19 protein-coding genes are annotated in these 24,608 nt (G+C 49.5%); 6 read left to right on the forward strand and 13 right to left on the reverse strand.

Going from position 1 to position 24,608, the window contains the following annotated elements:
* Nucleotides 1-87 precede the first annotated feature (87 nt).
* The 7 genes from E2I14_RS17900 to E2I14_RS17930 all read right to left on the reverse strand — a co-directional run bounded on the left by E2I14_RS17900 (nucleotide 88) and on the right by E2I14_RS17930 (nucleotide 9,434).
* Nucleotides 88-348, reverse strand: a complete 261-nt coding sequence (locus E2I14_RS17900) for a putative quinol monooxygenase (RefSeq protein WP_133331083.1) — start codon at nucleotides 346-348, stop codon at nucleotides 88-90.
* A 92-nt stretch (nucleotides 349-440) separates the two neighbouring features.
* A complete protein-coding gene (locus E2I14_RS17905) occupies nucleotides 441-1,184 on the reverse strand; it encodes a fimbrial biogenesis chaperone (protein ID WP_133331085.1) in 744 nt (247 codons plus the stop codon).
* The gene (locus tag E2I14_RS17910) at nucleotides 1,174-2,631 is read right to left on the reverse strand and encodes a fimbrial protein (RefSeq protein ID WP_133331087.1); all 1,458 of its coding nucleotides are present in this window, start codon (nucleotides 2,629-2,631) and stop codon (nucleotides 1,174-1,176) included. Before E2I14_RS17910 ends, E2I14_RS17905 begins: the two co-directional genes overlap by 11 nt.
* 198 nt (nucleotides 2,632-2,829) lie before the next feature.
* Complete coding sequence (locus E2I14_RS17915) at nucleotides 2,830-5,517, reverse strand: fimbria/pilus outer membrane usher protein (RefSeq protein ID WP_133331089.1); 2,688 nt, start codon at nucleotides 5,515-5,517, stop codon at nucleotides 2,830-2,832.
* Between the two features lie 10 nt (nucleotides 5,518-5,527).
* Nucleotides 5,528-6,289, reverse strand: coding sequence for a fimbrial biogenesis chaperone (locus tag E2I14_RS17920; protein ID WP_133331091.1), 762 nt, complete (start codon nucleotides 6,287-6,289; stop codon nucleotides 5,528-5,530).
* 306 nt (nucleotides 6,290-6,595) lie between these two features.
* Nucleotides 6,596-7,123 (reverse strand): fimbrial protein, encoded by a 528-nt coding sequence (locus tag E2I14_RS17925; RefSeq protein ID WP_133331093.1) that lies wholly within the window; start codon nucleotides 7,121-7,123, stop codon nucleotides 6,596-6,598.
* A 457-nt stretch (nucleotides 7,124-7,580) separates the two neighbouring features.
* Complete coding sequence (locus E2I14_RS17930) at nucleotides 7,581-9,434, reverse strand: phosphoenolpyruvate carboxykinase (GTP) (protein ID WP_227544791.1); 1,854 nt, start codon at nucleotides 9,432-9,434, stop codon at nucleotides 7,581-7,583.
* A gap of 344 nt (nucleotides 9,435-9,778) precedes the next feature.
* Here E2I14_RS17930 and E2I14_RS17935 point away from each other — a divergent pair, with 344 nt between their 5' ends.
* The gene (locus E2I14_RS17935; protein WP_133331097.1) at nucleotides 9,779-10,732 is read left to right on the forward strand and encodes a D-2-hydroxyacid dehydrogenase family protein; all 954 of its coding nucleotides are present in this window, start codon (nucleotides 9,779-9,781) and stop codon (nucleotides 10,730-10,732) included.
* Between the two features lie 12 nt (nucleotides 10,733-10,744).
* Here E2I14_RS17935 and E2I14_RS17940 read toward each other — a convergent pair whose 3' ends face one another.
* From E2I14_RS17940 to zwf, 4 genes are all read right to left on the reverse strand, one after another.
* The gene (locus E2I14_RS17940; RefSeq protein WP_133331099.1) at nucleotides 10,745-11,284 is read right to left on the reverse strand and encodes a hypothetical protein; all 540 of its coding nucleotides are present in this window, start codon (nucleotides 11,282-11,284) and stop codon (nucleotides 10,745-10,747) included.
* A 124-nt stretch (nucleotides 11,285-11,408) separates the two neighbouring features.
* Nucleotides 11,409-12,281 (reverse strand): MurR/RpiR family transcriptional regulator, encoded by an 873-nt coding sequence (locus E2I14_RS17945; protein ID WP_133331101.1) that lies wholly within the window; start codon nucleotides 12,279-12,281, stop codon nucleotides 11,409-11,411.
* Nucleotides 12,272-12,958, reverse strand: a complete 687-nt coding sequence (locus E2I14_RS17950; RefSeq protein ID WP_133331103.1) for a 6-phosphogluconolactonase — start codon at nucleotides 12,956-12,958, stop codon at nucleotides 12,272-12,274. The genes E2I14_RS17945 and E2I14_RS17950 overlap by 10 nt, the downstream gene beginning before the upstream one ends.
* A 40-nt stretch (nucleotides 12,959-12,998) precedes the next feature.
* The gene (gene zwf, locus E2I14_RS17955; RefSeq protein WP_133331105.1) at nucleotides 12,999-14,459 is read right to left on the reverse strand and encodes a glucose-6-phosphate dehydrogenase; all 1,461 of its coding nucleotides are present in this window, start codon (nucleotides 14,457-14,459) and stop codon (nucleotides 12,999-13,001) included.
* Between the two features lie 213 nt (nucleotides 14,460-14,672).
* On the opposite strand from zwf, the gene edd reads away from it, so the two are divergent.
* The 3 genes from edd to pgi all read left to right on the forward strand — a co-directional run bounded on the left by edd (nucleotide 14,673) and on the right by pgi (nucleotide 18,942).
* Nucleotides 14,673-16,544, forward strand: coding sequence for a phosphogluconate dehydratase (gene edd / locus E2I14_RS17960; protein ID WP_227544793.1), 1,872 nt, complete (start codon nucleotides 14,673-14,675; stop codon nucleotides 16,542-16,544).
* A gap of 61 nt (nucleotides 16,545-16,605) precedes the next feature.
* On the forward strand, nucleotides 16,606-17,256 hold the full coding sequence (eda, locus tag E2I14_RS17965) for a bifunctional 4-hydroxy-2-oxoglutarate aldolase/2-dehydro-3-deoxy-phosphogluconate aldolase (RefSeq protein ID WP_133331107.1): 651 nt from the start codon (nucleotides 16,606-16,608) through the stop codon (nucleotides 17,254-17,256).
* A 69-nt stretch (nucleotides 17,257-17,325) separates the two neighbouring features.
* Entirely contained in the window at nucleotides 17,326-18,942 is a 1,617-nt protein-coding gene (gene pgi / locus E2I14_RS17970) for a glucose-6-phosphate isomerase (protein ID WP_133331109.1), read from the forward strand.
* A gap of 129 nt (nucleotides 18,943-19,071) precedes the next feature.
* Here the strand turns inward: pgi and E2I14_RS17975 are convergent, their stop codons facing one another.
* Nucleotides 19,072-19,608 (reverse strand): hypothetical protein, encoded by a 537-nt coding sequence (locus E2I14_RS17975; RefSeq protein ID WP_133331111.1) that lies wholly within the window; start codon nucleotides 19,606-19,608, stop codon nucleotides 19,072-19,074.
* A gap of 290 nt (nucleotides 19,609-19,898) precedes the next feature.
* On the opposite strand from E2I14_RS17975, the gene E2I14_RS19390 reads away from it, so the two are divergent.
* A complete protein-coding gene (locus E2I14_RS19390; RefSeq protein WP_165967892.1) occupies nucleotides 19,899-20,051 on the forward strand; it encodes a type II toxin-antitoxin system VapC family toxin in 153 nt (50 codons plus the stop codon).
* A 125-nt stretch (nucleotides 20,052-20,176) separates the two neighbouring features.
* Here the strand turns inward: E2I14_RS19390 and E2I14_RS17980 are convergent, their stop codons facing one another.
* A complete protein-coding gene (locus tag E2I14_RS17980) occupies nucleotides 20,177-22,846 on the reverse strand; it encodes a TonB-dependent receptor (protein ID WP_133331113.1) in 2,670 nt (889 codons plus the stop codon).
* A 453-nt stretch (nucleotides 22,847-23,299) separates the two neighbouring features.
* Between E2I14_RS17980 and E2I14_RS17985 the strand changes: the two genes are divergently transcribed.
* Nucleotides 23,300-24,094, forward strand: coding sequence for a glutaminyl-peptide cyclotransferase (locus E2I14_RS17985; protein ID WP_227544795.1), 795 nt, complete (start codon nucleotides 23,300-23,302; stop codon nucleotides 24,092-24,094).
* Nucleotides 24,095-24,608 lie beyond the last annotated feature (514 nt).

Below are 24,608 nucleotides of genomic sequence, written 5' to 3' on the forward strand. Positions count from 1 at the left end.
TTGCAGCCAATCTGCTTTGCTTATTAAAGATTTGAATCTCGACATGCTTTGCTCTCCAATTTGATCAGGTCTGGAGAGTGCATGAAATTAATTGCCGTTCATAGGTGGTAGCGCTGGACGCTTACGAACGAGATAGTCTTTGTTCGAGTGAATTTCAAAATCCTCCTTCGTTTTGTATCTTTCCACAATGAAGAAATCGAAGGCGCCATCCTGCGCATAACAGAGATCGTAGTCGATGCAGCCTGCTTCCAGTCGAGAAAGCCTTACCAATTCTTGAAGCCTTGATTCTAATTCGGGAAGTTTATTTGGCTGCGCTGCAAATTTTGCGATACAAATGACGTTATTCATAATGCGTTAAACCTTTCTAAATAAACCTTACGTGGCTCACGTTGAGTGCTACTTTGGATTGTGAGATATGGCGTTGCATGTACATGGAATTGCTAACGTGCTGAGAGAACGCGATGGCCACTCACCGATTGTCCACTGTCATCAACTAAGAAAAACCTAAGTTGTATCTGCTCGTTAGTATTTTTCGATATCCCTTGGAGCGGAACCGAATCGCGCCCAAATGGTTTGATCATATCTGTTGAATACGATTGGCTAGCCTGATCCCGCTGGATTTCGATTGCACTAATGGTAGCGAAGTAAGGTGTTGGGTTCTCGATGATTAGTGTCGAAGAGTTGGCGTTTGAATCAATCTTGAAAACCAACTCATTAAGCAAAGCGTTTGCTGGAATCGCTAAACCTGCAGGACGGACGAATACTTTTAGCTGGGTGCGCAGGGTGATTGTGAGTTGATCGTTTTTATTTGCTGAGGCCGAATCTTGCGGCGGCACTTCCACTAAATTAAGCCAAAACAACGATTCTCGATCGTTAGGCAACGTAGCGCCAGAATTGATTAAACGCAGAAACGACCGTTCCTTGGGTTCCATTCGAAAAATTGGTGGTACAGTAAAAATTGGTGCATCTGATTCCTCGGGTGTACCTTTGATATTTCCGTCATCGATCCAGGTTTGAACCAAAACGGGATAGGCATTTAAGTTGACCAGCTCCAAGGATTGCTCCTTCGCTTCGGATGGGAAAATCACCCTAGTCGTCGAAGCAGTAACCCCAGCCTGACAGATCGGTTGAGGTCCGATGCATAAAGCTATAGCGCAAGCCCACGCGGCATATTTATTGAACACGAATAATCACCTGCACATTCGCGTTAAATTTGCCAGCGGTTGGAGTTTCCCCTGGAATTTTTTTAAGCGTTGCCCGCAATCGACTAATATAGGTAGTCGTTCCATTGCCACTTTCCAGCGTATTCGCCTCAGAGAGAACCGGATACCAACCGTCTGCCTCACCGCCCAACGTCATGCCCTCGTTACCTAGGAAGTTAAGTGGCGTCCCATTAACGCGCGATACGACTACACCGACACCTCTTGCAACGGTAGAACTTCCCAAGTAGCCATCGGAGAGTAAATAGCTCACGCCGGTGCCGGACGTATTTAGACCAACAAGTTGGGCGGCGGCATAGTTTTCTGGTTGTATGAGCAGACCCATCGCAGTCTGACCGCGCCCCGTGCCGCTAGATAAAGCGCTCACGCCAGTATTGGCCGGAGCCGCAGTTTGGCAGTTGAACTGAATATTGAATGGCTGTTGCCGCTGAACGCCTTGGTTAAGCTCTTGCACCGTGATACCCGGAAACACCACCACGGGAGTGACCGTAGTCACAGCGCACGTGGCAGACCGATTAATGTATAGAGATTGATAAAAGCGAACCGCCCCGACATATGTGCCTTTTTGAAAATCGGGGTAAACCGCATTTGAATCAGCGCCAACATACGTTTTCCCCGAACCCACCCCCGGACCGTTAAAGGCGGTGTAGGCAATTCCGTAGGGGAAGCCGAATCCGCCACCAATGCCAGTGCCCGCTAGTGCGGGGCGGTTGTCGCCGCCATATCCTTCTGACGCTGCCATCGTCTCATTGCTAGCCCGAATTAATTCGATGCGAACGTCGCTAAAGTCTTTCACCTTTACAAGTATTTTTCCTTGAGAATCGCGCGTTAAATTCGTTAGTGGCCGCGCTTGCCAATTCCGAGCAAAATATCTGCCGGTCTTAAGATTCGTCACGCGGCTAAGTACTCCTTGATAGCGAGTTCGGTAAGCTCCTGGAATGCCGAAACTGGCCCCATCTTCGTATTTGCCAGTCAGCGGAAATGGGCCATTAGTGGTGTAGTACTCAAACAATTGACCAGCATCAGCCGCATCGCAGCGGAATAAAACTTGCTCGGGCGAACTGTAGATTTGAGTTCCTAAGTTCTTTACTGGAGCGATACCACTTGCCAATAGCGTGCCGTCTGGTTGAACTAGGCTATTGTTGACGTTAATCGAACCGGGTAAAGAGTCCGCGCCGCCGCCGTCACCTTCGCCGGGAGAAACCCAAATATCGTGAGTGCCATAGGCTGGGTCAACATATAGATCATTGTTTGATGGGTAGGAAATACCCGCCGCATAGCTGATTCGGGTGCATTTCGCAGAGACTTGAAAAGGTAAGGTAGTTACGCCAAGGGCGATGATTAATTTAAGCCACAATTTGATGCGCAATGCCGCTCTGCATTCTGCGCGAATCTTTTCCGTAACCGTCATAGATTCTCCTTGAGAAAATGTATCCGTTAAGTTTTCTGGAACAGTTCATTCCAAATTTGTTGAATAGAAGCTTTTGGTTCTGTGCGAGCTATAGGAACCACCTTAAAGCGTGAGTGAGCTTAGAGCTAGTCGGCATAGCCACCACAATTTTGACTACTGCCGGTAACGCTGGACTAGCTTAGACGTACCTCTGACCTTTTAGCTCTTATTGAGATCGCCCTCTACGCTGGGAACGCAAACGGCCTTGAATTTAAATAGCGGTTGGTCATCCACAGGAAGAGTGCTCAGATCGTAGCTAATCACGCATCGTTGATCCTCCGCGTTGCCCCACGCGACGGTCAGGTTTCCCTGCTCATTGGCAGCCCGAGCATAAATTTTGCCGCCTTGGCCGACCATACCGACTACCACTTTTTCGCCGTTGTAGACATTCGACCCTAGCGGCAACATTGATCCATCCGGTAGTTTGGCCGCGATTAATACTGCCCGCCCTAATCTGGTTGAAAATTTGATTTTCACCGAGGCGCCAGCGTAGGGGGCTGATCGGTATTGACTCCCCTCGATTTCGGCGTTGTCATTAATGCCCTTACTGTCGAGGCTAATATCGTTGTAGCGATACGGGACCAAATAGGGAATGAGCGCGTAGCCCTTACTATCAATCCGCGCGCCCCCGCCGTTTCGTACTTCCGCACCTTCCGCACCTTTGGCTTCAATTACGCCGAATGTATCGCCGAGATACGGCCCCAATGTTAGGCCGCCTGAATGTGCTACCAACGCACCGCGTGCATTAATGCCAGTCTGCCAAAAGTGCTGCCCCAAAGAATAACTGCCGCCCAAGGTGACGGAAGGAAGTTGCTTTTGAACGTTGATCCCAGCGCTCGATTGCCCTTGCGATTCTTGGTGCGCGACGTTGATTCCGTAACTCAGTGTTTGTGCCGCATCCGCAATACCTGCAATACTCGTTTGGACATTGCTGCCGCTGTTGGTTTGGTTGGACACAGAACTCGACATCGACGCTGTGTTCCCGCCCAGAGTAAGCGGGAAGGACACCGAAAACATGAACAAATTTGTGTTTGACGAGGCGGTTGTTTGGTTGACTTGCTGACCCGTGTTGGTGGGGAAATTGCTGACGATAGCGTTTTGGAATGCTCCTACCTGCTGTCTAGAAACGGACAAGTTATAACTAATCGATTGATAGCTGTTGCTGTATCCCAATTGAAACTGCGTGTCTTTATCTTTGCCGTCGTAATAATCGCTCACCGAGCCTGACAGATAAAGTTGCCCAAACCGACCTAAATTTTGATTGATGTTGGCACTAAATTGATTACGTTGTTGGAACGTTGAAGACGTCCAAGTTTGACCATTACGATTAGCACTGCGGGCACCCAATGCATCGAGTAAATCGCGATAGCCTTTCGTCGAATAGCGATAACTCGCCAAAGAAAGTGAAGTAGAAGTCGGTTGATAGGTATAACTGTAGGTAGTTGCCGCGCGCCAGCCCCTGATGCGTTCATTATCGATATCGCGACTTTGGGAAAAGATGCCGTTAATGCCAAGTGCGCCCAACTTGGTTCCAACCACCGCACCAGCTAGATAGGATTGGTAGTCCGAAGCCAACCGCACACCCACGTTGGCCGTGAGCGAATTCGATAATCCACGTTGGTACGTGGCGTCTAAAAAACCGGCGTTGACGTCAACAATTTGCCTGACTTCGCCAACCGAAATGCTATAGCGCGAAGCGCCTTCGCGCAATAAATCGGGTACCGCCGAAAATGGAACCGTAAAGCGCGCTACCCTGCCATCCGCTTCATCAACTTCGACATTCAGATCGCCCTGAAAACTGGTGGCATTCAAGTCATCAATCACAAACGGGCCAGGCGCTACCGTGGTTTGATAAATGATGTGGCCAGCTTGGCGAATGGTAATTCGAGCATGAGTCAACGCAACGCCGCGCACGACCGGTGCGTAACCAAGTTGGGAATTCGGTAATATCCGCTCGTCCGTACTGAGCGAAACCCCGCGAAACCCAATGCTGCTGAATAAATTACTGTTGGTGTAATTATCCCCAAGCGTTAGTTCGCTATTTATATCCGGCAAAGCGCGCTGGGCGTAGGAGCGAATTGTATTCCAGTGACCTGCGCTGTTTCCGGCGTTAGTCTGATAATTGTAATTACCTTGTTGGCGCAACCGCCACAGGCCTAAATTAATTCCAGAGTTCAAGCCTAAGTACGAATAATCGCTGCTAACGCCGTACGCACTGGAACGATAATAATTACCGTCATAATTGAAGAAAGCCATGGATTCGCCCGCATCTAGCTCCGCGACTTTAACCGAACCCACAGGCGATTTGCTCATAAATGCTTGCGGCACGGATATATCTAGCCTGAGTTTAGGCAGATCAAAAACTGCCGTCGCACCTTGCACACGCTGTTCCACTGGCGCGCACGATGAGTCTGTCTGCGGTGAAATATGAGACGCTTGCACACCGAGTGACTTTAAAAAAGGATCATCGAGACAGGCGAATACGGCATTGTTTTGCGACGCAATAAATTCAATCGTTGTTCTAGAATGAAAATTTCCATTAATAAATACGTCGACCAAATATCGGCCAGGATCGACTAAATTCGGTTGATTGAAGCGGTCCATGCTAGAGGAGCTAATTGGCTTACCAACTAAGAGTTTGTTGTTGAACTGGTAGGCGGCCATTTGCACAGGCGGTAGTGGAGTTGACTCAATCGAACTTGATGTAGCGTGTGCCGGAGCCGCCAGTATTAGAGCGGCGGTGTTGGCTGAAATCGCCAAAAAGTGAGTGCGACGTTGTGCCTCGAAAAAAAATTGTGGTTTGGGATGTCCATGAAATCCAAACGCTGTAATTTGATCCACGCTCATGGTTTAACGTCTACCTCACTGCCGGCAGAGTTGCAGGTAAGATTGTGCTTTCCCCATCACTGACACCGCCGTAGTCGTTGATAAAACTAAATTTAACTCGCGCTGGCTGTTGTGCATCGAATTTGAAGTTTTTAAGTTCCCAATCAGCGCTGGATGAAGGCGCAATCATCGATGGCGCGAATAGAGACTCTTGAGCGCCGCTGCTCACTTTGCCACTGATAAGCGAGATGAAATAGCCGGAGGAATTCTCAGCGCTAATGCGCCACTCGGCGCCGACCTGCTTGATATGAAAACGAAGTTGATCGGCGACATTTTCGACTTTGCCTTTGATTGTGCTTGGGCGATAGAACAATTTGACCCTGTTACGCAGCATTACCAGCATTTGATTTTGGTCCGCGTTGGCCGCATCAACGGGAGGAATTTGAACCATATTCAAATAAAAAACCGATTCACGGTCTTGCGGCAGATCGGCACCAGTGAAAGTGATCCGTACCGTTTGATTGACCTTGGGTTCCATCCGAAACATCGGAGGCGAAACCACAAAAGGCGCATCGGCATTATCCGGGGTGGAAGTCATGTCGCTGCTATCGACCCATAATTGAATCACGTTTGGATTGTTGTCTTGGTTGCTAAGATCAAAGCTCACTTCACGTGCGCTGCTTGGATAAATAACGCGGGTATTTACCATGGTCACGCTGGCTGACGCTAACGAAGTCTGAAGCGCTAACATCGAGATCGCTGCTACGATTTTTTTCCAAATACGATTAAACATAACTTGAACTGCCTATTTGATTGAGCGGGTCATTTGAATAAATTGGCTTTGCTTGACCGCGTTCCTACTCGTTGTCAATCGCGCTGTTTGTAGTTGTGTTTTGGCTGCGGAATGGTATGTAGCGGAACTTACTGGCTTTGTGGACTTTTCCTCCATGCCAGACTGGCTTTCAACGAATGCCCTTATGCGCCTCGTTGAATGGCAAAGTCCTACGAGGATGAATTGAAACTAATCGACCGTGCATGGTAAGTTAATTGCACATTCGAATTTGCTCCTGAAAACCCCAGGAGCAAATCTCAGGTTGCCTTATTGATAGTCAATCGCGTATTGCACGCTGCCCAGAACGGAACCCGGTGTTACACCAATCGCCTCAGCAAAATATTGCACGGCGAAGTCATGTGTTGCGCTCGTTTGACCGGCTGCGATGGATAAGCCTGAAGTGGCGGTAGTGCCGTCGACTTTAAGTGGCGCGCTTGGATCGGCTGGGTCAACCAATTGTAGGCTGACGTTTTTTGCGGTGCCCGTGTTACCCAAATTTCCGCTGGCGGTTACTTGGTTACCGACAAAGACGGTGCCTACCGGTTGAGCATTACTGCCGGGGGCGGTGCAGCCAGTCAAGCCAACGGTAAATTTTGTTAGGCCAGCTTTGTCGCCAGCCGCATTAAGCACTGCACTGGAAACGGTAGGCAATAGAACGACTGGTGTTGCTGCGTTGCCGTTAATGGTCACCGAGCATGTTTGGGATGAGACGTTGCCTTGGAAGTTAATGGTATTGCTGCTGGCTGCGAATGAACATATTGGTGCGACTGCGAGGATGATTGCTGCAAATTTCATGGGGAAATTCCTGACTAAGTAATTGTATAAATAACATCAATTTTGACTAACTCCGGCGAGTGTGCCGAATTGTTATTATAAACTGTTTACTTTCCGGCATGTTAAATAATAAATATATTTTTGTTAAAAGTACCCTCTGATTGAAATATTGCCCCCTAATTAGGCACTAACTTCCAGCGCTTCGACCTCTTGCTGTGCACAGGGAGCTTTCAAAAGTAGCCCAAACTGGGCAGTTTTTTGATTAAAACCAATTGGAAAGAATATTCGGGCGGGTGAGGAAATCGATACTAAAAACAAGTAATGATCTATGCGGCGTTTCAGTAAGTGCTGCCAAATGGCGAAAGGAAAGATGACTTGCTGAGCGGAGCCGAAAAAGAATGAAGATATAAAAACGGCGCGCTCATCGTAGGAAGAACGCGCCGATTCTACCGGTAACGGTAGATTTGGTCCGCTGCTTTTAAGCCTCTAAACGCTTTTCCAAATGTGCTTTGGTCGCTTTAAGCTCGGTCGGTAAATGGTAGTCCAGCTTTTCAAATAGCTCTGCGTGCAATTTCAATTCATCTAACCAAGCGGATTTGTCGATGGAGGTAATTGTATCGAATTGCTGTTGAGTGAATTCCAGACCATCCCAGCTTAAATCGTTGAATTTTGGCGTTGTGCCAAAGATGTTTTCAACGCCTTCGGCCTTATCCTCGACACGCTCAATCATCCACTTCAAGACGCGCATATTGTCGCTATAGCCGGGCCAAACAAACTTGCCTTCCGCGTTGGTACGGAACCAATTGACGCAGTAAATTTTTGGCAAAGTCGCTGACGAGCTTTCGATCTTTTTACCAATATCTAACCAATGCTGAAAATAGTCACTCATGTTGTAGCCGATGAAAGGCAGCATCGCAAATGGATCGCGGCGCACGACACCTTGTTGGCCGACCGCGGCCGCGGTGGTTTCGGAACCCATCGTGGCGGCCATATACACGCCTTCAACCCAGTTGCGCGCTTCGGTCACTAATGGAACGGTGGTCGAGCGACGGCCGCCGAAAATGAAAGCGGAAATTGGCACGCCCGCTGGGTCGTCCCAAGCCGAATCAATCACCGGATTTTGCGTTGCTGGTACGGTGAAACGGGCGTTCGGGTGCGCTGCTTTGCGGCCTGTTTCGCGGGCGATTTCAGGCGTCCAATCCTTGCCTTGCCAGTCGATTAAATGATCTGGCGCTTGTTTGGACAAACCTTCCCACCACACGTCGCCATCGTCAGTTAATGCGACGTTGGTGAAAATCGTGTTCGAATTTAACGAAGCCATGCAGTTGTAATTGGTCTGGGTGTTGGTGCCCGGTGCGACGCCGAAATAACCCGCTTCTGGGTTGATTGCATACAAACGACCGTCTTTGCCCGGCTTAATCCACGCGATATCGTCACCGATGGTGGTGACCTTCCAGCCGTTTAACGAGGCTGGTGGAATCAGCATAGCAAAGTTGGTTTTGCCGCAAGCCGATGGGAATGCCGCCGCAACGTAATGCTTTTTGCCGGCTGGCGACTCGACGCCCAAGATCAACATGTGCTCAGCCAACCAACCTTGGTCGCGGCCCATGTTGGAGGCGATGCGCAGCGCGAAGCATTTTTTGCCCAGCAAAGCATTTCCGCCGTAGCCGGAACCGAAAGACCAGATTTCGCGCGTTTCAGGATAGTGCACGATGTATTTAGTGGCATTGCAAGGCCAAGCGACGTCTTTTTGACCTTCAGCTAATGGCGCGCCAACGGTGTGCACGCAAGGAACGAATTCACCGTCTGTGCCCAAAACATCAAATACCGCTTTGCCCATGCGAGTCATCACGCGCATATTTACCGCAACGTAAGGCGAGTCCGATAATTCGACGCCGATGTGAGCGATCGGTGAGCCAATCGGGCCCATGGAAAACGGTACCACGTACATCGTGCGGCCCTTCATGCAGCCATCGAATAGGCCCGATAAAGTCGCGCGCATTTCGGATGGTTCCATCCAATTATTGGTCGGACCGGCGTCTTCCTTTTTGGCGGAACAGATGTAGGTGCGATCTTCTACCCGCGCTACGTCTGACGGATCGGAACATGCTAAAAAGCTATTCGGGCGCTTTTCTTGATTGAGTTTTTTCATGGTGCCGGCGGCGACCATTTGTGCGCACAGTGCGTCGTATTCTTCTTGCGAACCATCACACCAAACGATTTTGGCTGGCTTGGTCAGAGCGGCGATTTCTGCCACCCAATTAATTAATTTTTGCTGCTTGACGTACGGGGGGGCTGAAACCAACTGTGCTGCGGTAAGTGCTTGAGTCACGATGAATCTCCAATGCTAATAAAATTCGCTTCGTTCAAGTCGCGTCAATCGGGGCCGCGGTCTTGATGCAGACAAATTACTGTGTAGTTGGCTCTCCCGTGTACTGATAGGATGGGCGGATTGAATTAACTGGTAATTGAATCGCTGGGGGCACTAACGACAGAAAGCAGCAATTTTGTCTGTAGATTGGTCAGTTATACTTGGATGAGTTTGATGAATCCAATCAGCTCAACGACCAATCAAAATTGGGGTAAAAATGCTTGTGTGAAGGGGCATTCTACTCCTGCGAGTTAAATTCAGCCAATAAATTTAGTCAAAAAATAGTATTTTTATATCGAAATATGATGAAAATAGCGATTCTCGATGATGTGCAAGATGTGGTGAAAAATTTATCTTGCTATGAGTTGTTGCAGCAACATGAAGTCAAGGTTTTTAGCTCCAGCGCGCGCGGTCTTGGGCAGTTGGCGATCCGTTTGGCTCCTTTTGATGCCTTGGTGCTGATTCGAGAGCGCACCGCTTTCCCGGGGGCTTTGCTGCAAAAATTACCGAATCTCAAGGTGATTTCCCAGACCGGCAAAGTTTCCGGCCACATTGATATGCAGGCCGCCGGCGAACTGGGCATTGCTGTTTTAGAAGGCATCGGCGACCCGACCGCACCGGCCGAATTGACCTGGGCCTTGATCATGGCAGCGATGCGCAAGGTTCCTCAATATTCCACCTATTTGCGTCAAGGTTTGTGGCAAGTCAGCAGTCTTGATCCTGTCCGCAACACGTTAGGGTTTAGCCTAAAAGGTAAAACTTTGGGTATTTGGGGTTTGGGCAAAATTGGTCAGATGGTGGCGGGATACGGGCAAGCGTTTGGTATGCGTGTACTGGTTTGGGGTAGTGAGGCGAGTCGACAACGGGCCGTCCAAATGGGCTATTTGGCAGCGCAATCGAAAGAGCAGTTTTTTAGCGAAGTTGACGTGGTTAGTATGCACTTACGCTTGAATGAAGCAACGCGCAATGTGGTGTTGAAGGACGATCTGGCTCGTTTGAAGCCAACTGCATTATTCGTCAATACCAGCCGCGCCGAGTTGGTGGAGCAGGGTGCATTGCTGGAAGCGGCCGCGCGCGGTCAGCCTATTGCCGTGGATGTATTCGACACCGAACCATTGACTCAAGGTGAGCCATTATTGGGCTTTCCGAATGTCTTAGCGACGCCGCATTTGGGCTATGTAGAACAACATAGTTATGAAATTTACTTTCGCGCCGCGTTTCAAAATTTGGTGGATTTTGCCAGGCAGCAAAATCTGTAGGAGTAACCTTGATTAGCTATCTGAGTTTTGAAACCCTAATATCCCTAAATCTGACCTGTATCGGTCGCCAAAACGCGCTGCTAAGTTTTTATGCAAGGTTGGTAGAGTTGGGTGCCTCATGTATCGGGAAATATAGACTTTTACCAGACGCTCATTTGTTTGAATCATCAGTTCCACGCTTGTCGCGCGAATAATTAAAGTAGTAGTTAGGAATACATGTTCGACGTCCTCGACGCGGATAATTTTCTTACCCCAAGGCCAATAAGAGTAATAAATACAATCTGTTTTATTTATCCGCAGTAGCGGCGTAAAAAATTGATAGACAGCCATCACAAACATCGACGCAACCACGGTCCCGAATAACAAATAAATCCACCAATCTCGGGGAGCGGCAAAAATATGGCGCAGTATCCAAGCCCACGGAAGGATACCGAACAATAGGCCGGCGAATCGGCTAAAGCGTGGCACAGTTATGCCCGAAGTTCGGTCTGGGCTTGCCTCGTTCAAAATTTGTTCGGCGATTATTTCGGCTTGCTCGGGCGTAAGGCTCATAAAGTTGCATCAAATTAATATCAACTGAGCGTATCGCAATAGAGCTGTTCTTGCTATGCCCTATTTAGGGTATTTTGAGGTTTCGGCGGAGGCTGCTGACTTTGGTGCGTTTTAATTGCAAAAATCACGCGCCCAAACGTAATTCGCTGATGCTGGCTTTTGCGCGTTCAAGCATCGTTATCGCCTCCGGCCCGCGCACCAAGGTCACCGCTACCGCCAATGCATCAATATACGTTAAATGTGCCAAACGGGATGTCATTGGCGTGTATATATCAGGATCTTCTTCCACGTCTATCGATAAATGCACATCGGCCAATTGCGCTAATGGGCCGTTAGAGGCACAAAGTACCAAGACTTTGGCGCCAGTGTTTTTCGCCAATTGCACATTGCGTAGCATGTCGCGCGTGCGGCCAGTGCGGGAAAAGGCCACGACCACGCAATCTTTGTTGAGCAAAGTGGCTGATTGCGCCTGCAAGTGAGCGTCACAAAAAACCGTGGTGGGAATCCCAAATCGGAAAAATTTCAACTGCGCATCGACCGCCAACGCGCCGGAATAGCCCAGGCCATAACATTCGATCCGCTTGGCCCGCGCCAAGAGTTGCACCGCCGCTTCAAACGCCGCGGTATTGGCCGAATTACGCGCCTCCATCAACGCCGCAATCGTGCGATCAAAAACCTTAGGCAGCACATCGCGCACCGGATCGGCTTGATTGACGTCCAAGTGCAAGTAAGGAATGCCGGTAGCCAAGCTTTTTGCGAAAGCCAGTTTAAATGCCTTAAAACCATCAAAACCCATCGACAACGAAAAGCGCACCACCGTCGGTTCGCTCACTTGGCAAGCTTGCGCCAGCACGCGAATCGGCATCGACACGACGTCATGCGGCTTTTGTAGCAAGAATTCTGCTACTTGCCGTTCGGCGCGACTGAGTTGGGTGGTCGCAATTCGTATGCGACCGAGCAATCCTTTTTCAGGATTGGCGATGGCTTCTATGGGCACCAAAATACCTCCACATCGCAGCGTGCTGCGGCTAAGAAAGCGGATATCGGACTAGTCGCCGAAGGCTGCTTGATCGCTTGATCAAATACAGCGCGCTTTTCGGCTCCGGTAATGACTAACCAGATACGTTCGGTTTGCAACAAACGAGCAAAAGACAAGGACATACGTTCTTGCAAGGTTTGCGGATTAACTGCAGGTACACATGCGGTGCTGGCGTCGTTGACTAACAATTGCGGCGCATTGGGAAACAGCGAAGCAACATGGCCGTCAGCGCCCATGCCCAATAAGATGGCGCTAAATTTGGCAGGACATTGGGCGGTTAATCGTTGGTTGATATCTGACACCGCGCTAACCGGCGTTGGCTCAGTGTTTTTAAGTGACACCAAATCCCAATGCCCGCTGGAATGTTCAAAGCAACGACGAAACAAGCCTTCGTTACTTTGCGGATCGGCGTCCTCTACCCAACGTTCATCGGTGGCAAGCAGTTGAATACGGCGCGATGGGGCAGCGGCGAATAGGGCGTCAAATGTGCGATACACCGGCGCAGGCGTCGTGCCACCCGCCAAGGCGAAACTGGACGGTGAATTGGCCGGCGTCGCATTGACTAACTCCAGCCATTGAGTAGCTAATTTCTGGCTTAATGATGAAAAATCGGCGAACTCGTTAAAATGCAGCATCAAACATCCCCATCAATAAAGTAATTCAGTAAGTGGCTAATTAGCCTTCGACGAACTCTTCGCCCCAGCTCGAACCGTGTTGCGCCAATAAATAGCTCGATGCAGCAGGGCCCCAGCTTCCAGCGATATACGATTTCAAGCCTTCGGCGTCGTTTTGCCATGTAGTCATGATTGGATCAACATAATCCCAAGCGGCGCTCAATTCGTCGTCACGCACAAACAAGGTTAAGTCGCCGTGCATCGCATCTAATAACAAACGCTCGTAAGCTTCAACGCGGCGCGAAGTCGAGGCTTCGGCAAAATCCAAATTCAACATCACGTCGGACAAGCGAATACCTTCGCCCGGTTCTTTGGCTTTCAAAAATAATTCGACGCTTTCTTCTGGTTGCAACGAAATCACCAAGCGATTCGAGCGCAAATTGCGTTGATTGCCACCGAAAATCGAATACGGAATTTGTTTGAAATTGATCGTGATTTCCGCGCTGCGGGACGCCATGCGCTTGCCGGTGCGCAAATAAAACGGCACGCCAGCCCAACGCCAGTTATCGATTTCGGCGCGAATAGCAACAAAGGTTTCAGTGCGGGAATGCGCTGGTACGCCCGGTTCGTTTTGGTAACCGATGACCGCTTGTCCGTCCACCGCGCCAGCGCGATATTGGCCGCGCACGGTTTTCTTGGCGACTTCGTCGGGCGTGAATTTATGCAGCGCGTGCAGGACTTTTACTTTTTCATCGCGGATTGAATCGGGCGCGGAATTGACGGGTGGCTCCATCGCCACGATCGACAACAATTGCAACAAATGATTTTGCACCATGTCACGCAAGGCGCCGGTGTGATCGTAAAAATCGCCGCGCGATTCAACGCCGACTTGTTCAGAGATCGAAATTTGCACATCTTTAATCCACGTGCGATTCCACAGTGGTTCCAAGAACAGATTGGCAAAGCGCAGCGCCAATAAGTTTTGCACCATCTCTTTGCCGAGGTAATGATCGATACGGTAGATTTGGTTTTCTTGCAAATATACCCGCAGCGCTTGGTTGATTTCGCGCGCCGACGTAGCGTCGCGACCGAGCGGCTTTTCTACCACCACACGCGCTAATTTGCCGACCAATTGATGCTCGGACAATTGCTTGACAATCGGCACAAACAAATCAGGGCCCGTGGCCAAATAGAATAAAGTCGATTGCGTATCGGGGCTGGCGATACTACTCTTTAATTGAGCAAAATCGGCATCAACCCGCGCATCAATTTTTGTGTAAAACGTCATCGCTAAAAAAGCGTCGAGTTTTTCCGGTGTGTTGAGCACATCGGCTTTGCTGTATTGCGCAATGGCAGCGGAGACGCGCTTGCGGAATTCATCATCGCCAATTTGTTCGCGTGCGGCACCATAAAAAGCAAAGTTTTTATCCAGCCGACCATTCAAAAATGCGCTGTACAGTGCCGGAATAATTTTACGTTTGGCTAAATCGCCCGTGCCGCCAAACAGTACGAATGTGGTCATGTTAGGTCCTAATCGGTTTAGGTTAAAAAAGGTCTGCTGGTACAAATCCCTGCCTGCTTCTATTATTCATTATGACAGAAAGTCGTCAAAAATGTAGTTTCATTACAGAATAATTACAGATAAATCGAAATATTTTTGTAAAAAACGGCATAAATGAAAGTTTATTACATATTTATGTGCTACCGTAAACCTATTCTGACCTCGGCAAGCTAAATGACCATGACAACTACCACGTCCACACCTACCCCAATTCATCCTGTCATTGCGCAAGTAACTCAGCGTATAACAGAACGCAGCAAAGATCTACGCGCCGCTTATTTAGCGCGCATTGAGCAGTTCCGCGGTCGTCCTACTCGACGCGGTCAACTGTCTTGCGCTAACCAAGCGCACGCCAATGCGGCCGCTGAGCCTAAGACCAAAATTTGGCTCAACCAAGCTCAAAAGCCCAATATCGGTATCGTAACGGCCTACAACGATATGTTGTCGGCGCATCAACCTTACGCGACCTATCCTGACCAAATTAAAGAAACCGCTTTGCGTTTTGGTGCAACAGCCCAAGTGGCTGGCGGCGTACCCGCCATGTGCGATGGCGTGACCCAAGGTCGCCCGGGCATGGAATTGTCGCTGTTCTCACGCGACGTGATTGCCCAAGCAACCGCAGTCGCCTTGTCGCACGATGCGTTCGATGCGACGCTGTGCTTAGGTATTTGCGACAAAATCGTGCCGGGTTTGTTAATCGGTGCGTTGGCCTTTGGTCATTTGCCAACGATTTTTATTCCTGCTGGCCCAATGGGTTCGGGTTTGTCGAATAAAGAAAAAGCCGCGGTGCGTGAACGCTACGCTCAAGGCAAAGCCACCCAAGAAGAATTATTGGCCGCCGAAAGCGCCGCCTACCATAGCGCCGGTACTTGTACTTTCTACGGCACTGCCAACAGCAACCAAATGTTGTTAGAAGCAATGGGTTTGCATTTGCCCGGCGCGTCCTTCATCCATCCAAGCTCACCTTTGCGCCACGCTTTAACGGATGCCGCAGTTGAGCGCGTGATTAGCCTCACCGAGCAAGGCAATAACTACACGCCGATTGGTCATGTCGTCAATGAAAAAGCCATCGTCAACGCCATCATCGCGCTGCTGGCAACGGGCGGCTCGACCAATCACACCATCCACTGGATTGCGGTCGCACGCGCAGCGGGGATTTTGATTGACTGGCAGGATTTTGATGAACTCTCGGCGGTCATTCCGTTGTTGTCGCGGGTTTATCCAAACGGTACTGCCGACGTCAACGAGTTTGAAGATGCTGGCGGACCAGTATTTGTAATGCGCGAATTAATCAACGCGGGCTTGATGCATGCGGATGTGAAAACCGTCTATGGCGATCAAGGTTTAGCTGGACACACGCGCCAGCCTTCGCTAGTTCAAGATCACGATGGCGACAAGATCGAATGGTTGGAGCTACCAGTGGAATCCACCAATAAAGACGTTGTGCGTTCGGTGGCAGAGCCATTTGCTCCAACCGGCGGACTGCGCTTATTAAACGGTAATTTAGGTCGTGCCATGGTGAAAGCATCGGCGGTTCCTGCGGACGCGTGGACTATCCGCGCACCAGCAAAAGTATTTGAATCGCAAGACGCGTTGGTCAAGGCTTTCAAAGCGGGTCAACTGAATATGGATTTTGTGGCCGTGGTGATTTTCCAAGGCCCACAAGCCAACGGCATGCCGGAACTCCATCATTTCACACCGGTCTTGGGTAGCTTGATGTCGGCTGGATTTAAAGTCGCGTTGGTCACCGATGGTCGTATGTCCGGCGCGTCCGGCAAAGTGCCGGCCGCCTTACACATCAGCCCAGAAGCCGCCAACGGTGGCCCGTTAGCGCGGGTGCAAGATGGCGATTTAGTCGAGTTAGACGTGCATACCGGCGTGTTAAATGTATTGGTGCCGGAAGCCGAATTCGCTGCCCGCGCACCGCGTGTATTGCGTCCTTCGGGCGTTGATGGAACAGTCGATTTTGGGCGCGAATTATTCATCAATCAGCGTCGTTTTGTGACAGCGCCAGAGCGCGGTGCATCGACTTTATTTATCGATTAAATGCCCGCAGCGGCGACCTCAACATCCTTGTAATTTGAGTAGAAAGTAGAAAGAGACAATCATGAATATCAGCACAAAAATGAATCAAATCGTTGCGCAGTTAAATCAAATTCGCGTCTTGCCAATCTTGGTCGCGGACGATGCGCAGAACGCCATTCGCACCGTTGCAACCTTGGCCGAAAACGGTTTGACCGCCGTCGAAATTACCCTGCGCACGCCGAATGCGATGAAGGTCTTGGCTGAAGTCGTTAAAGCTTGCCCAACCGTGTGCGTTGGTGCCGGCACGATTTTGACCGAACAGCAATTGCATCAAGTAATCGACACCGGCGCGGCATTCGGTATCAGCCCAGGTATCACGCCAGTCTTAGCAAAAGCCGCCGCCAATTCTGGTTTGCCGTATTTCCCCGGTGTGGGTGGCGCGAGTGACTTGATGCTGGCGTTGGAACACGGCTTTAACATCGTCAAATTATTCCCATCCGACATCGTTGGCAGCACCAAAATGGCTAAAGCCTTAGGCGGCCCTTTCCCTGACGTCAAATTCTGCTTAACCGGCGGCGTGACCGTAGAATCCACTCCGCAATTGTTAACCCAAGCTAACGTATTGTGCGTAGGCGGTTCATGGATGTGTCCAGCATCATTAATTGATGCCAAAGATTGGGCTGCGATTGGTCAATTGGCCGCCGCTGCCGCGCAAGCCGGTGCGCGTAAATAAACGTTGTAGAGACCAACGTTAGTAACACGATTAGAAGTCTTGGTAATTCAGATTACATTGGAAAAGATAATGACTACCTCCGTTTCACATTCGTCGCTGTGGTGCTTACTGCAACAACGCGCCACCAACACACCCAGCATCAAAGAATTATTCAAAGCCGATCCTAAACGCTTTGACCATTTCTCTGCCTCGGCGTGTGGCATTTTGTTGGACTATTCAAAACAACGTTTAGACACCACCGCCAAGCTCAATTTATTAGCCTTAGCGCGTCAACAAAAGGTGGAAGAGCGGCGCGACGCGATGTTTGCCGGAGAAGCCATTAATCACACCGAAAATCGCGCGGTATTGCACACGGTGTTGCGCTTACCAAAAGGCGAGCAATTTATTCATAACGGTGAAAACATCGCCGCAAGCGTGCACCAAGTATTACAGCAAATGCGTACCTTTAGCGACGCTGTGCGCGAAGGTCGTTGGCTTGGTTACACCGGCAAACCAATTCGCACGATTGTTAATATCGGGATTGGTGGTTCTGATCTTGGCCCACAAATGGCCTGTATCGCCTTAGCGCCGTGGTCGCAAAAAAATCTACTGCTGCATTTTGTCTCGAACGTCGATGGTCGGCACTTAACCGACGCGTTAAAAAATGCCGAACCAGAAACCACCTTGTTTGTGGTGGCGTCTAAAACGTTCAGCACCATGGAAACTTTGACCAACGCCAAAACAGCGCGTGAATGGATGCTCTCACACGGCTGCCCGGACGATCAAATCCGTCAACATTTTGTCGCCTTGAGTACCAACGTCGACGCGGCAGCCAAATTCGGTATCGCACCTGAAAACGTCTTCCCATTTTGGAACTGGGCCGGTGGTCGTTATTCGGTGTGGAGTGCGATTGGTTTGTCGATTGCGTTATATGTTGGCGCCGATCACTTTGAAGAAATGCTGGCGGGCGCACACGAGATGGATTTGCATTTCCAGCAAGCGCCGCTAGAAAAAAATCTGCCGGTGTTAATGGCATTGCTTGGGGTGTGGAATATTAACTTCCTCGGTTTGCAAGCTTTATCGATCGCGCCGTATCACCAACGTATGGCGCGTTTGCCAGCGTATTTGCAGCAGCTCGAAATGGAAAGTAATGGTAAGTCCGTGACACGCGAAGGCCAACGGGTTGACTACGCGACTTCACCAATTTTATTCGGCGAAGCAGGTACCAACGGTCAACATGCGTACTTCCAATTGCTGCATCAAGGAGCGACGATTATTCCGACCGACTTTATCGTTGTGGCGGAAGACGATGCCGGTTTGCCGGGACATAATCAAGCGTTGTTAGCCAATTGTTTTGCGCAATCGAAAGCGATGGCGTTGGGTAAAGACATCAGCCAAGTGCGCGCTGAATTGCCGGATGTGTCGGAAACATTGTTGCCGCACCGCGTCTTTGAAGGCAATCGCCCAAGCTCGACAATCTTGCTCGATGAACTTAGCCCTAAATCCTTAGGCGCGTTGATCGCGTTGTACGAGCACAAAGTCTTCGTGCAATCGGTAATTTGGGATATCAATGCGTTCGATCAATGGGGCGTGGAGTTAGGCAAGTCCTTAGCGCAGCAATTAATTAGCTTGCAGCCGGAAGCGGTCAAAGAAGATTACGACAGCTCGACCAAAGGTTTATTAAAAGCGTTGAAGCGCGCGAAGTAATTAAGCAGCTAACAGTAACGATCACTGCAATTTTTTTGAATTGATCTTCTGTAGCGCAATAGAAAAATGGCGCAATGAGTATTGATCTCATTGCGCCATTTTTTATGTCAACGTCGGCTTACGTTTTGATTACTTAACAGCCGAAGTTTTTGTTACAGCAGGCTTGGCATCTACTTTGCTAGTTGCTTTCGCAGTGACCTTTTGCATGGCAACTGTTTGAGTCGCTTTAGTCGTGTGGCTTGCTACTTTTTTAGCTGGGACGCTAGGTGCTTTCGCTACCGGTGCCACAACTGTTTTGCTCACAGGCTTAACCGCTGCTACGTTGCTTGGCGCTTTGCTAGTCGAATTCATTGCTGAGTTCGGTGTCGTTTTAGCAGCCGCTTTTGGTTCAGGTTTAAGCTCAGCTTTAGTCGTAGTTTTGGAGGCTACAGGCTTGCTGGCAACCTTAGTCGATTTATCGACTTTAGTCGGTGTTACTGCTGCAACCGGAGCGACTGGTTTTGCCGCTGTTGCTGCGTTGGTTGTGCTAGTTGTCGGTGCCGACATCGCTACCGGTGCCGCCGCTGGTTTTGGCGTTGCAGGTGTAGTCGATGTTGCTGGAGTTTGAGCAAAAGCTGCACCCATTACTAAGGTGGCAGCAACGAAAGTGGTGATCAGCTTGTTCATGGTATTTCCTCGTTTGGTTTAAGTTGCGTAGTCAATCTACGTACTCCTAGAACGCGACCCTAGGCGATTGAGTTGACTGTTTAAATTAGAAGGAAGCGCTTAGAGATGGCTGTCAACCAGATTAAACAACTGTAAAAATATCAACAAAGACGCTGCGCGGCCGATAATGTTGTGCCCCGCAAATCATCTAGCAATTTGATTTTCCCGCTGAGTCGATTCCGCCGTAGCAGTCGAAGAAATCACTATCACCGAAGCGGTGAAGCCGACTGCCAAGCTCGTTCGTATGCGGTATGAAAAGCTTGGACGTGGACATTAATGCATTGAGTGCCGAGATTGAGCCGAATGGCTTCAAGGAGCTAGCTGTTGGCGCGACACATGCGGCGCTGGTCGAGCTTTTGCGCGATCTGCATCGCGATCCGTTTGACCGCTTCTTGATCGGTTAGGCAATGTCGGAGCATTTAAGATTGTTAGCCGCCAATGGAAATCCGACGCCTTATTTCAATTCAGTCGTAACGATTTAAGGCATCGCTAAGCGCCAAGCCCAGCAATGCCCGATTGCTTCACCTAGCTAAAACTTAACCCGCGCGCCCGCATAAATCATCATCCCGTTTTTATATACGCCGGTAACTTGGCTGGTATCGGTGACGTAGGTTTTGAGCAGTGGATCGTTTAAGTTTTGTGCCGAAAACGTTAGGGCGACATTGCTGTTTAGATTGTAGTTAGCCGAAAAATTGAGTGAGCCATTTCCGTTTTGGAAGTAATCATTGCCGCCGCGATTGCCTAGTTTATAGGTCGTGCGATACGTCCAAGAAAGCCGTGCGCTAAAGCGGTCGTTTTCGTAGTACGCGCCCAGGTTATAGGAATCCTTGGACGTGCCGTACAAGGAACAATCTTGCGTCGCTGAGCCATTGCAAGTGCCATTAGCCAGCACAGACGTTTGCTTACCGTTGGCGTAGGTGTAATTAGCGAGCACACCAAAGCCTGACTCAAAGCCTTGTTCGTAGGCCAAATTGACGCCCTTGATATTGCCATCGGCATTGACTGGCATCGACATGCTGTACGGCATGATCGCATTGCCTTGCGCTTGGTTTTCAAACGGCATGTTTTGATGGGTGTACGAAATCACGCCCTGCAATTTGCTGTAATACAAACCAGCTGACAACATCGACTTTGGCGCGAAATACCATTCCAACGAACCGTCGATATTATTGCTGCGGATCGGTTTGAGATAAGGATTGCTGCCCACGCCGGTTCGTTGCAAGTCTTCTAATGTCACGCCCGCCAATTGCCCAAAGTCGGGGCGTGACATGCCGCGATTCAAGGCCAGCCGACCGACTAAGCGCGGCGTTAAATCGAAGCGTAAGTTAAGGCTGGGTAACACATCGACAAAGCTATTATCGTATTCCGGCAAGCCGCCGGGTAAGAACGCGACGATGTCTTCGCTAGTGCGAACTACCCGCACGCCGACGTTACCCGAGACGCTTTCCTGCGGCAGTAAGTTGGCCATGACATAGGCCGCCGCGGTGTTTTCTTTGATGTTAAAACTCGATTGCACCGAGCGCTTATCAAAGCTGCCGTGTTGCGCTAGCCAAGACATGACATAGGCATTGCTGATCTTAAAGGGTCTAAATCCAGGCGTCGGATTGGTGGGCAGTTTTCCATACCAATCGGAGTCGTAATTTTGGATTGCCGAGACCGGAATCTGTGTTTCGTCGCTCGAGCCCGGTGCAAGCGATAGTTGCGTGACACTTAAATTGCGTTCATGGCGGGCAAAGCGGGTTCCAAATTGGATGGATGGAACAGCCTCAAAGGCCAGCTTTAATGTGCCATCGACTTGGCCATAATTTTCCGAATCGTCTGAACGGTTGTAACTGCCCCAGCCACCAATTCCATAACCGCCCGGCACAAATTTATCGCCGCCCGGAACGTTAAGAACCAAGATGCCGTTGGAATCTTGGGTGTATCCCGCGCCTTGGTTCCACGCGCTGGCGACTTCGAAGCCAACGTCAGTGGTTTTTCCGCTGCCGAGCGTGCGGCCGAGTTTGCTGCTTAAGGTAAGGTCTTTATTGACCACCCATTTCGCATCCAAATTAATAAAACGTGAATCGGTGCGCGCGTCGGGGCGAATTGCGACATCCTCAATAACCGAGTAAGCGCCTGCGTTGTTGCCGCCGAACGAATTAGGGCCAAAAAAAATCGAGGTAATTGTGTTGCCCACTTTATTAACCGTAATTGGATTGGCTGGATTCTGGTTCCAGCCGGGCCCGTTGAAGCCGTTAATCGTGCTGGCCATAAAGTTGGTATTAAAGTTCTGCGCATCCATGACCGAACTAAAGCCCGATAAATCTAACGTAATGTTGTTTTGCGGTTTCCATTGCGCTTCTAAATAACCACCTTGGCGCTTACGCTTTTGTTCGAACAACACCGCGCCGCTTAAATAACTGGCCTTCGCTCCATCGAGCGACGCATTGGGCTGATTGGCCGGCACGGTATCCCACCAAATACCCTCGGAACCTGCGCGGCGTAGGCTGCGTTCCTGCGAAAAGATTTGCGCCAAAAGCCCGAAAGTGTTGCTGTCATTTTTCCAGTTAACCAAGGCGCTGACACTCGGATCGGTTTTTTTGGACGCGGAGCCATATGCGCCCTCAACCGTTGCTGAGAAGGTCAGTTTTTGCGGAAACGATAATGGCTTGCGAGTATCAATATCCACCGTTCCTGCTGCACCACCTTCAATCAAATCTGCCTGTGCCGATTTGTACACCGTAATTTGTCCAACTAAGTCCGATGGCAACAAGGTGTAGCTCACGCTGCGACCGCCCGCCGCGATGTTGGGGCCGAACCAGTCGCCGCTTGAGACGCTGTGTCCGTTCAAGGTAGTGAGTGTGAATTGTGACGACAACCCGCGCATCTGTACGTGCTCATTTTCACCGAACGATCCCTCGGACGAACCAGCGCTGGTGGTGGTGACTCCCGAGACGCGGGAAAGCGAGTCGGCCACGTTTTTATCGGGCATTTTGCCGATATCTTCGGCGGTGATGATCTCGACCAAGGCTTCGTTTTCGCGCTTTTGGTTGAGTGACTTTTGCATGGAAGCGCGCACTCCCGTTACGATAATTTGCTCGACAGGTTCTGACGGGGTGGAGGCTGGCGGCGCTTGTTGGGCCTGCGTCGGCGCGCACAGCGTGAGCGCAAACATGGCGCTGATGCCAGCGGCGATCGGGGTTGGTTTATAGGTCATTGCGTGTCTCCTTCTACGTTAACTCTGGTGTGCAAAGCGATGCTGGCGCATTGAATTGCTCGCTTAAATCAATTAAAAAGCCTACAAAAATTTCCAATTTATATTGATTTAAAATTAACTTTATGGGCGTCAGGAAGCGATGTCAACCGGTATCAAACTGGTATTAGACGCATGCGCAACGAAGTTGCAGTGGCGAAAAAGTTAACTTTTAAGTGATTGATTGAGTAGGGTATTTAACAGTTCTGCAATCAAGCAAATAGGCGGTGGTATTACGAGGACGGTGGCAAAATTGCCCGGCTTTTAATGTCCGCCGCCTGAACGGGAGAAAAGTATAGAAAGGTAAATTGGGTTGTGCCTGACATGGGCTTAAGCTACGATCCACTGTCTTGGCGCGTCGGCGCATGAGCGCGGGCGGCAGTAGCACGATGTGATGATTATTCAGCGAGGTATTAATTGAAATTTCTTCGAACAATGTTGAACGGCAAAAACACAATTTGGCTAGCAGCCATCGTGCTACTTTTGGTTGCTGCGCAGCCTGCTAGCGCAGCGGTTCAAGTCTATGGCTACACCATCAAAAACGTCTATCCGCACGACGTCAATGCTTTTACCGAAGGCTTGTTGATCAAAGACGGATTTCTATACGAAAGTACTGGTTTGAAGGGTAAATCGACGATTAGTAAGCTGGAGTTGAAGACCGGGAAAGTACTTAAGAAAATCGACGTTGCGCCAGAATATTTCGGCGAAGGCATCACCATTTTCGGCAACGAACTTTTTGCGCTGACCTGGCAGAATAAAATCGGCTTCGTCTATGACGCGACCACGTTTAAGCAAAAAAAATCGTTTTCCTACTCCGGCGAAGGTTGGGCGCTGACTAACGACAAAGAAAACCTTTACATGAGCGACGGAACGGCCAACATCCGCGTATTAAATCCCAAAACGTTGCAAGAAATTCGGCGTATTCATGTCACCCTAGATGGCCGCGATGTCGATCGTCTAAACGAATTGGAATGGGTAGAAGGCGAAATTTACGCCAACGTTTGGGGCTTAAATCAGATCGTTAGAATCAACCCCAGTAGCGGCCAAATCGTGGGCATTATCGATCTAACTGGTATTATCGATACCAAGTGGTTTGGTGTCGACGATGTGCTAAATGGTATTGCTTATGACAGCAAAACCCGCCGTCTCTTTGTTACCGGAAAACATTGGCCTAGTTTGTTTGAGATTGAACTCGTTGAACGTAAAAAATAACTCAGCAGCGGCCAATGCCACTTTATTACCGTCATCTAACCATGTTTTGCCAACAAAAATACGATAAAGCATTGATTTTAAAAGCCCCAGATGGGGCTATTTTATGCCTGCTCACCAGCCCCGAAAGTACCACTTAAGACAAAGTGTTGTAATTCTGGCGTAAGTCTTTGTGGTGATGAAAAAACACCAACAAGACCAGTTGCGCAAAAACCGCAAGAAAAAATCGTACTTTATGTTTTAAATCAATAGCTTAACAAAAATCGTGCTTTTTAAAAAAGATACCAGTAAAACAGTAAGTAATACCACGTAGATACCGCTTGACAACCACTTTTGTCATATTTAAAGTTGCCATCAGTCATTTAACTTTTTTAACGGAAACGTTTGAACGAGAAGGAATGATTTGCTTTAGGGGGGTGGACATCAAATTCATTTTTGATGAGGTGGTACAGGTAGGCTTTGGCACAGGTAACTTGATAGTCGGTAAGTTAACGTGGCTAGAGTCTAAAAATCAAAA

This window comes from Sapientia aquatica (genome assembly GCF_004358105.1).
In the GTDB taxonomy this organism is placed as follows: domain Bacteria; phylum Pseudomonadota; class Gammaproteobacteria; order Burkholderiales; family Burkholderiaceae_D; genus Solimicrobium; species Solimicrobium aquaticum.

Coding starts and splice junctions, on each gene's coding strand:
- E2I14_RS17925 (WP_133331093.1), bottom strand. CDS start 7,123: ATGAAATTTGCAGCAATCATCCTCGCAGTCGCACCAATATGTTCATTC.
- E2I14_RS17935 (WP_133331097.1), top strand. CDS start 9,779: ATGAAAATAGCGATTCTCGATGATGTGCAAGATGTGGTGAAAAATTTA.
- E2I14_RS17975 (WP_133331111.1), bottom strand. CDS start 19,608: ATGAACAAGCTGATCACCACTTTCGTTGCTGCCACCTTAGTAATGGGT.
- E2I14_RS17940 (WP_133331099.1), bottom strand. CDS start 11,284: ATGAGCCTTACGCCCGAGCAAGCCGAAATAATCGCCGAACAAATTTTG.
- eda (WP_133331107.1), top strand. CDS start 16,606: ATGAATATCAGCACAAAAATGAATCAAATCGTTGCGCAGTTAAATCAA.
- E2I14_RS17980 (WP_133331113.1), bottom strand. CDS start 22,846: ATGACCTATAAACCAACCCCGATCGCCGCTGGCATCAGCGCCATGTTT.
- E2I14_RS19390 (WP_165967892.1), top strand. CDS start 19,899: ATGAAAAGCTTGGACGTGGACATTAATGCATTGAGTGCCGAGATTGAG.
- edd (WP_227544793.1), top strand. CDS start 14,673: ATGACCATGACAACTACCACGTCCACACCTACCCCAATTCATCCTGTC.
- E2I14_RS17920 (WP_133331091.1), bottom strand. CDS start 6,289: ATGTTTAATCGTATTTGGAAAAAAATCGTAGCAGCGATCTCGATGTTA.
- E2I14_RS17915 (WP_133331089.1), bottom strand. CDS start 5,517: ATGAGCGTGGATCAAATTACAGCGTTTGGATTTCATGGACATCCCAAA.
- E2I14_RS17910 (WP_133331087.1), bottom strand. CDS start 2,631: ATGACGGTTACGGAAAAGATTCGCGCAGAATGCAGAGCGGCATTGCGC.
- E2I14_RS17950 (WP_133331103.1), bottom strand. CDS start 12,958: ATGCTGCATTTTAACGAGTTCGCCGATTTTTCATCATTAAGCCAGAAA.
- zwf (WP_133331105.1), bottom strand. CDS start 14,459: ATGACCACATTCGTACTGTTTGGCGGCACGGGCGATTTAGCCAAACGT.
- E2I14_RS17900 (WP_133331083.1), bottom strand. CDS start 348: ATGAATAACGTCATTTGTATCGCAAAATTTGCAGCGCAGCCAAATAAA.
- pgi (WP_133331109.1), top strand. CDS start 17,326: ATGACTACCTCCGTTTCACATTCGTCGCTGTGGTGCTTACTGCAACAA.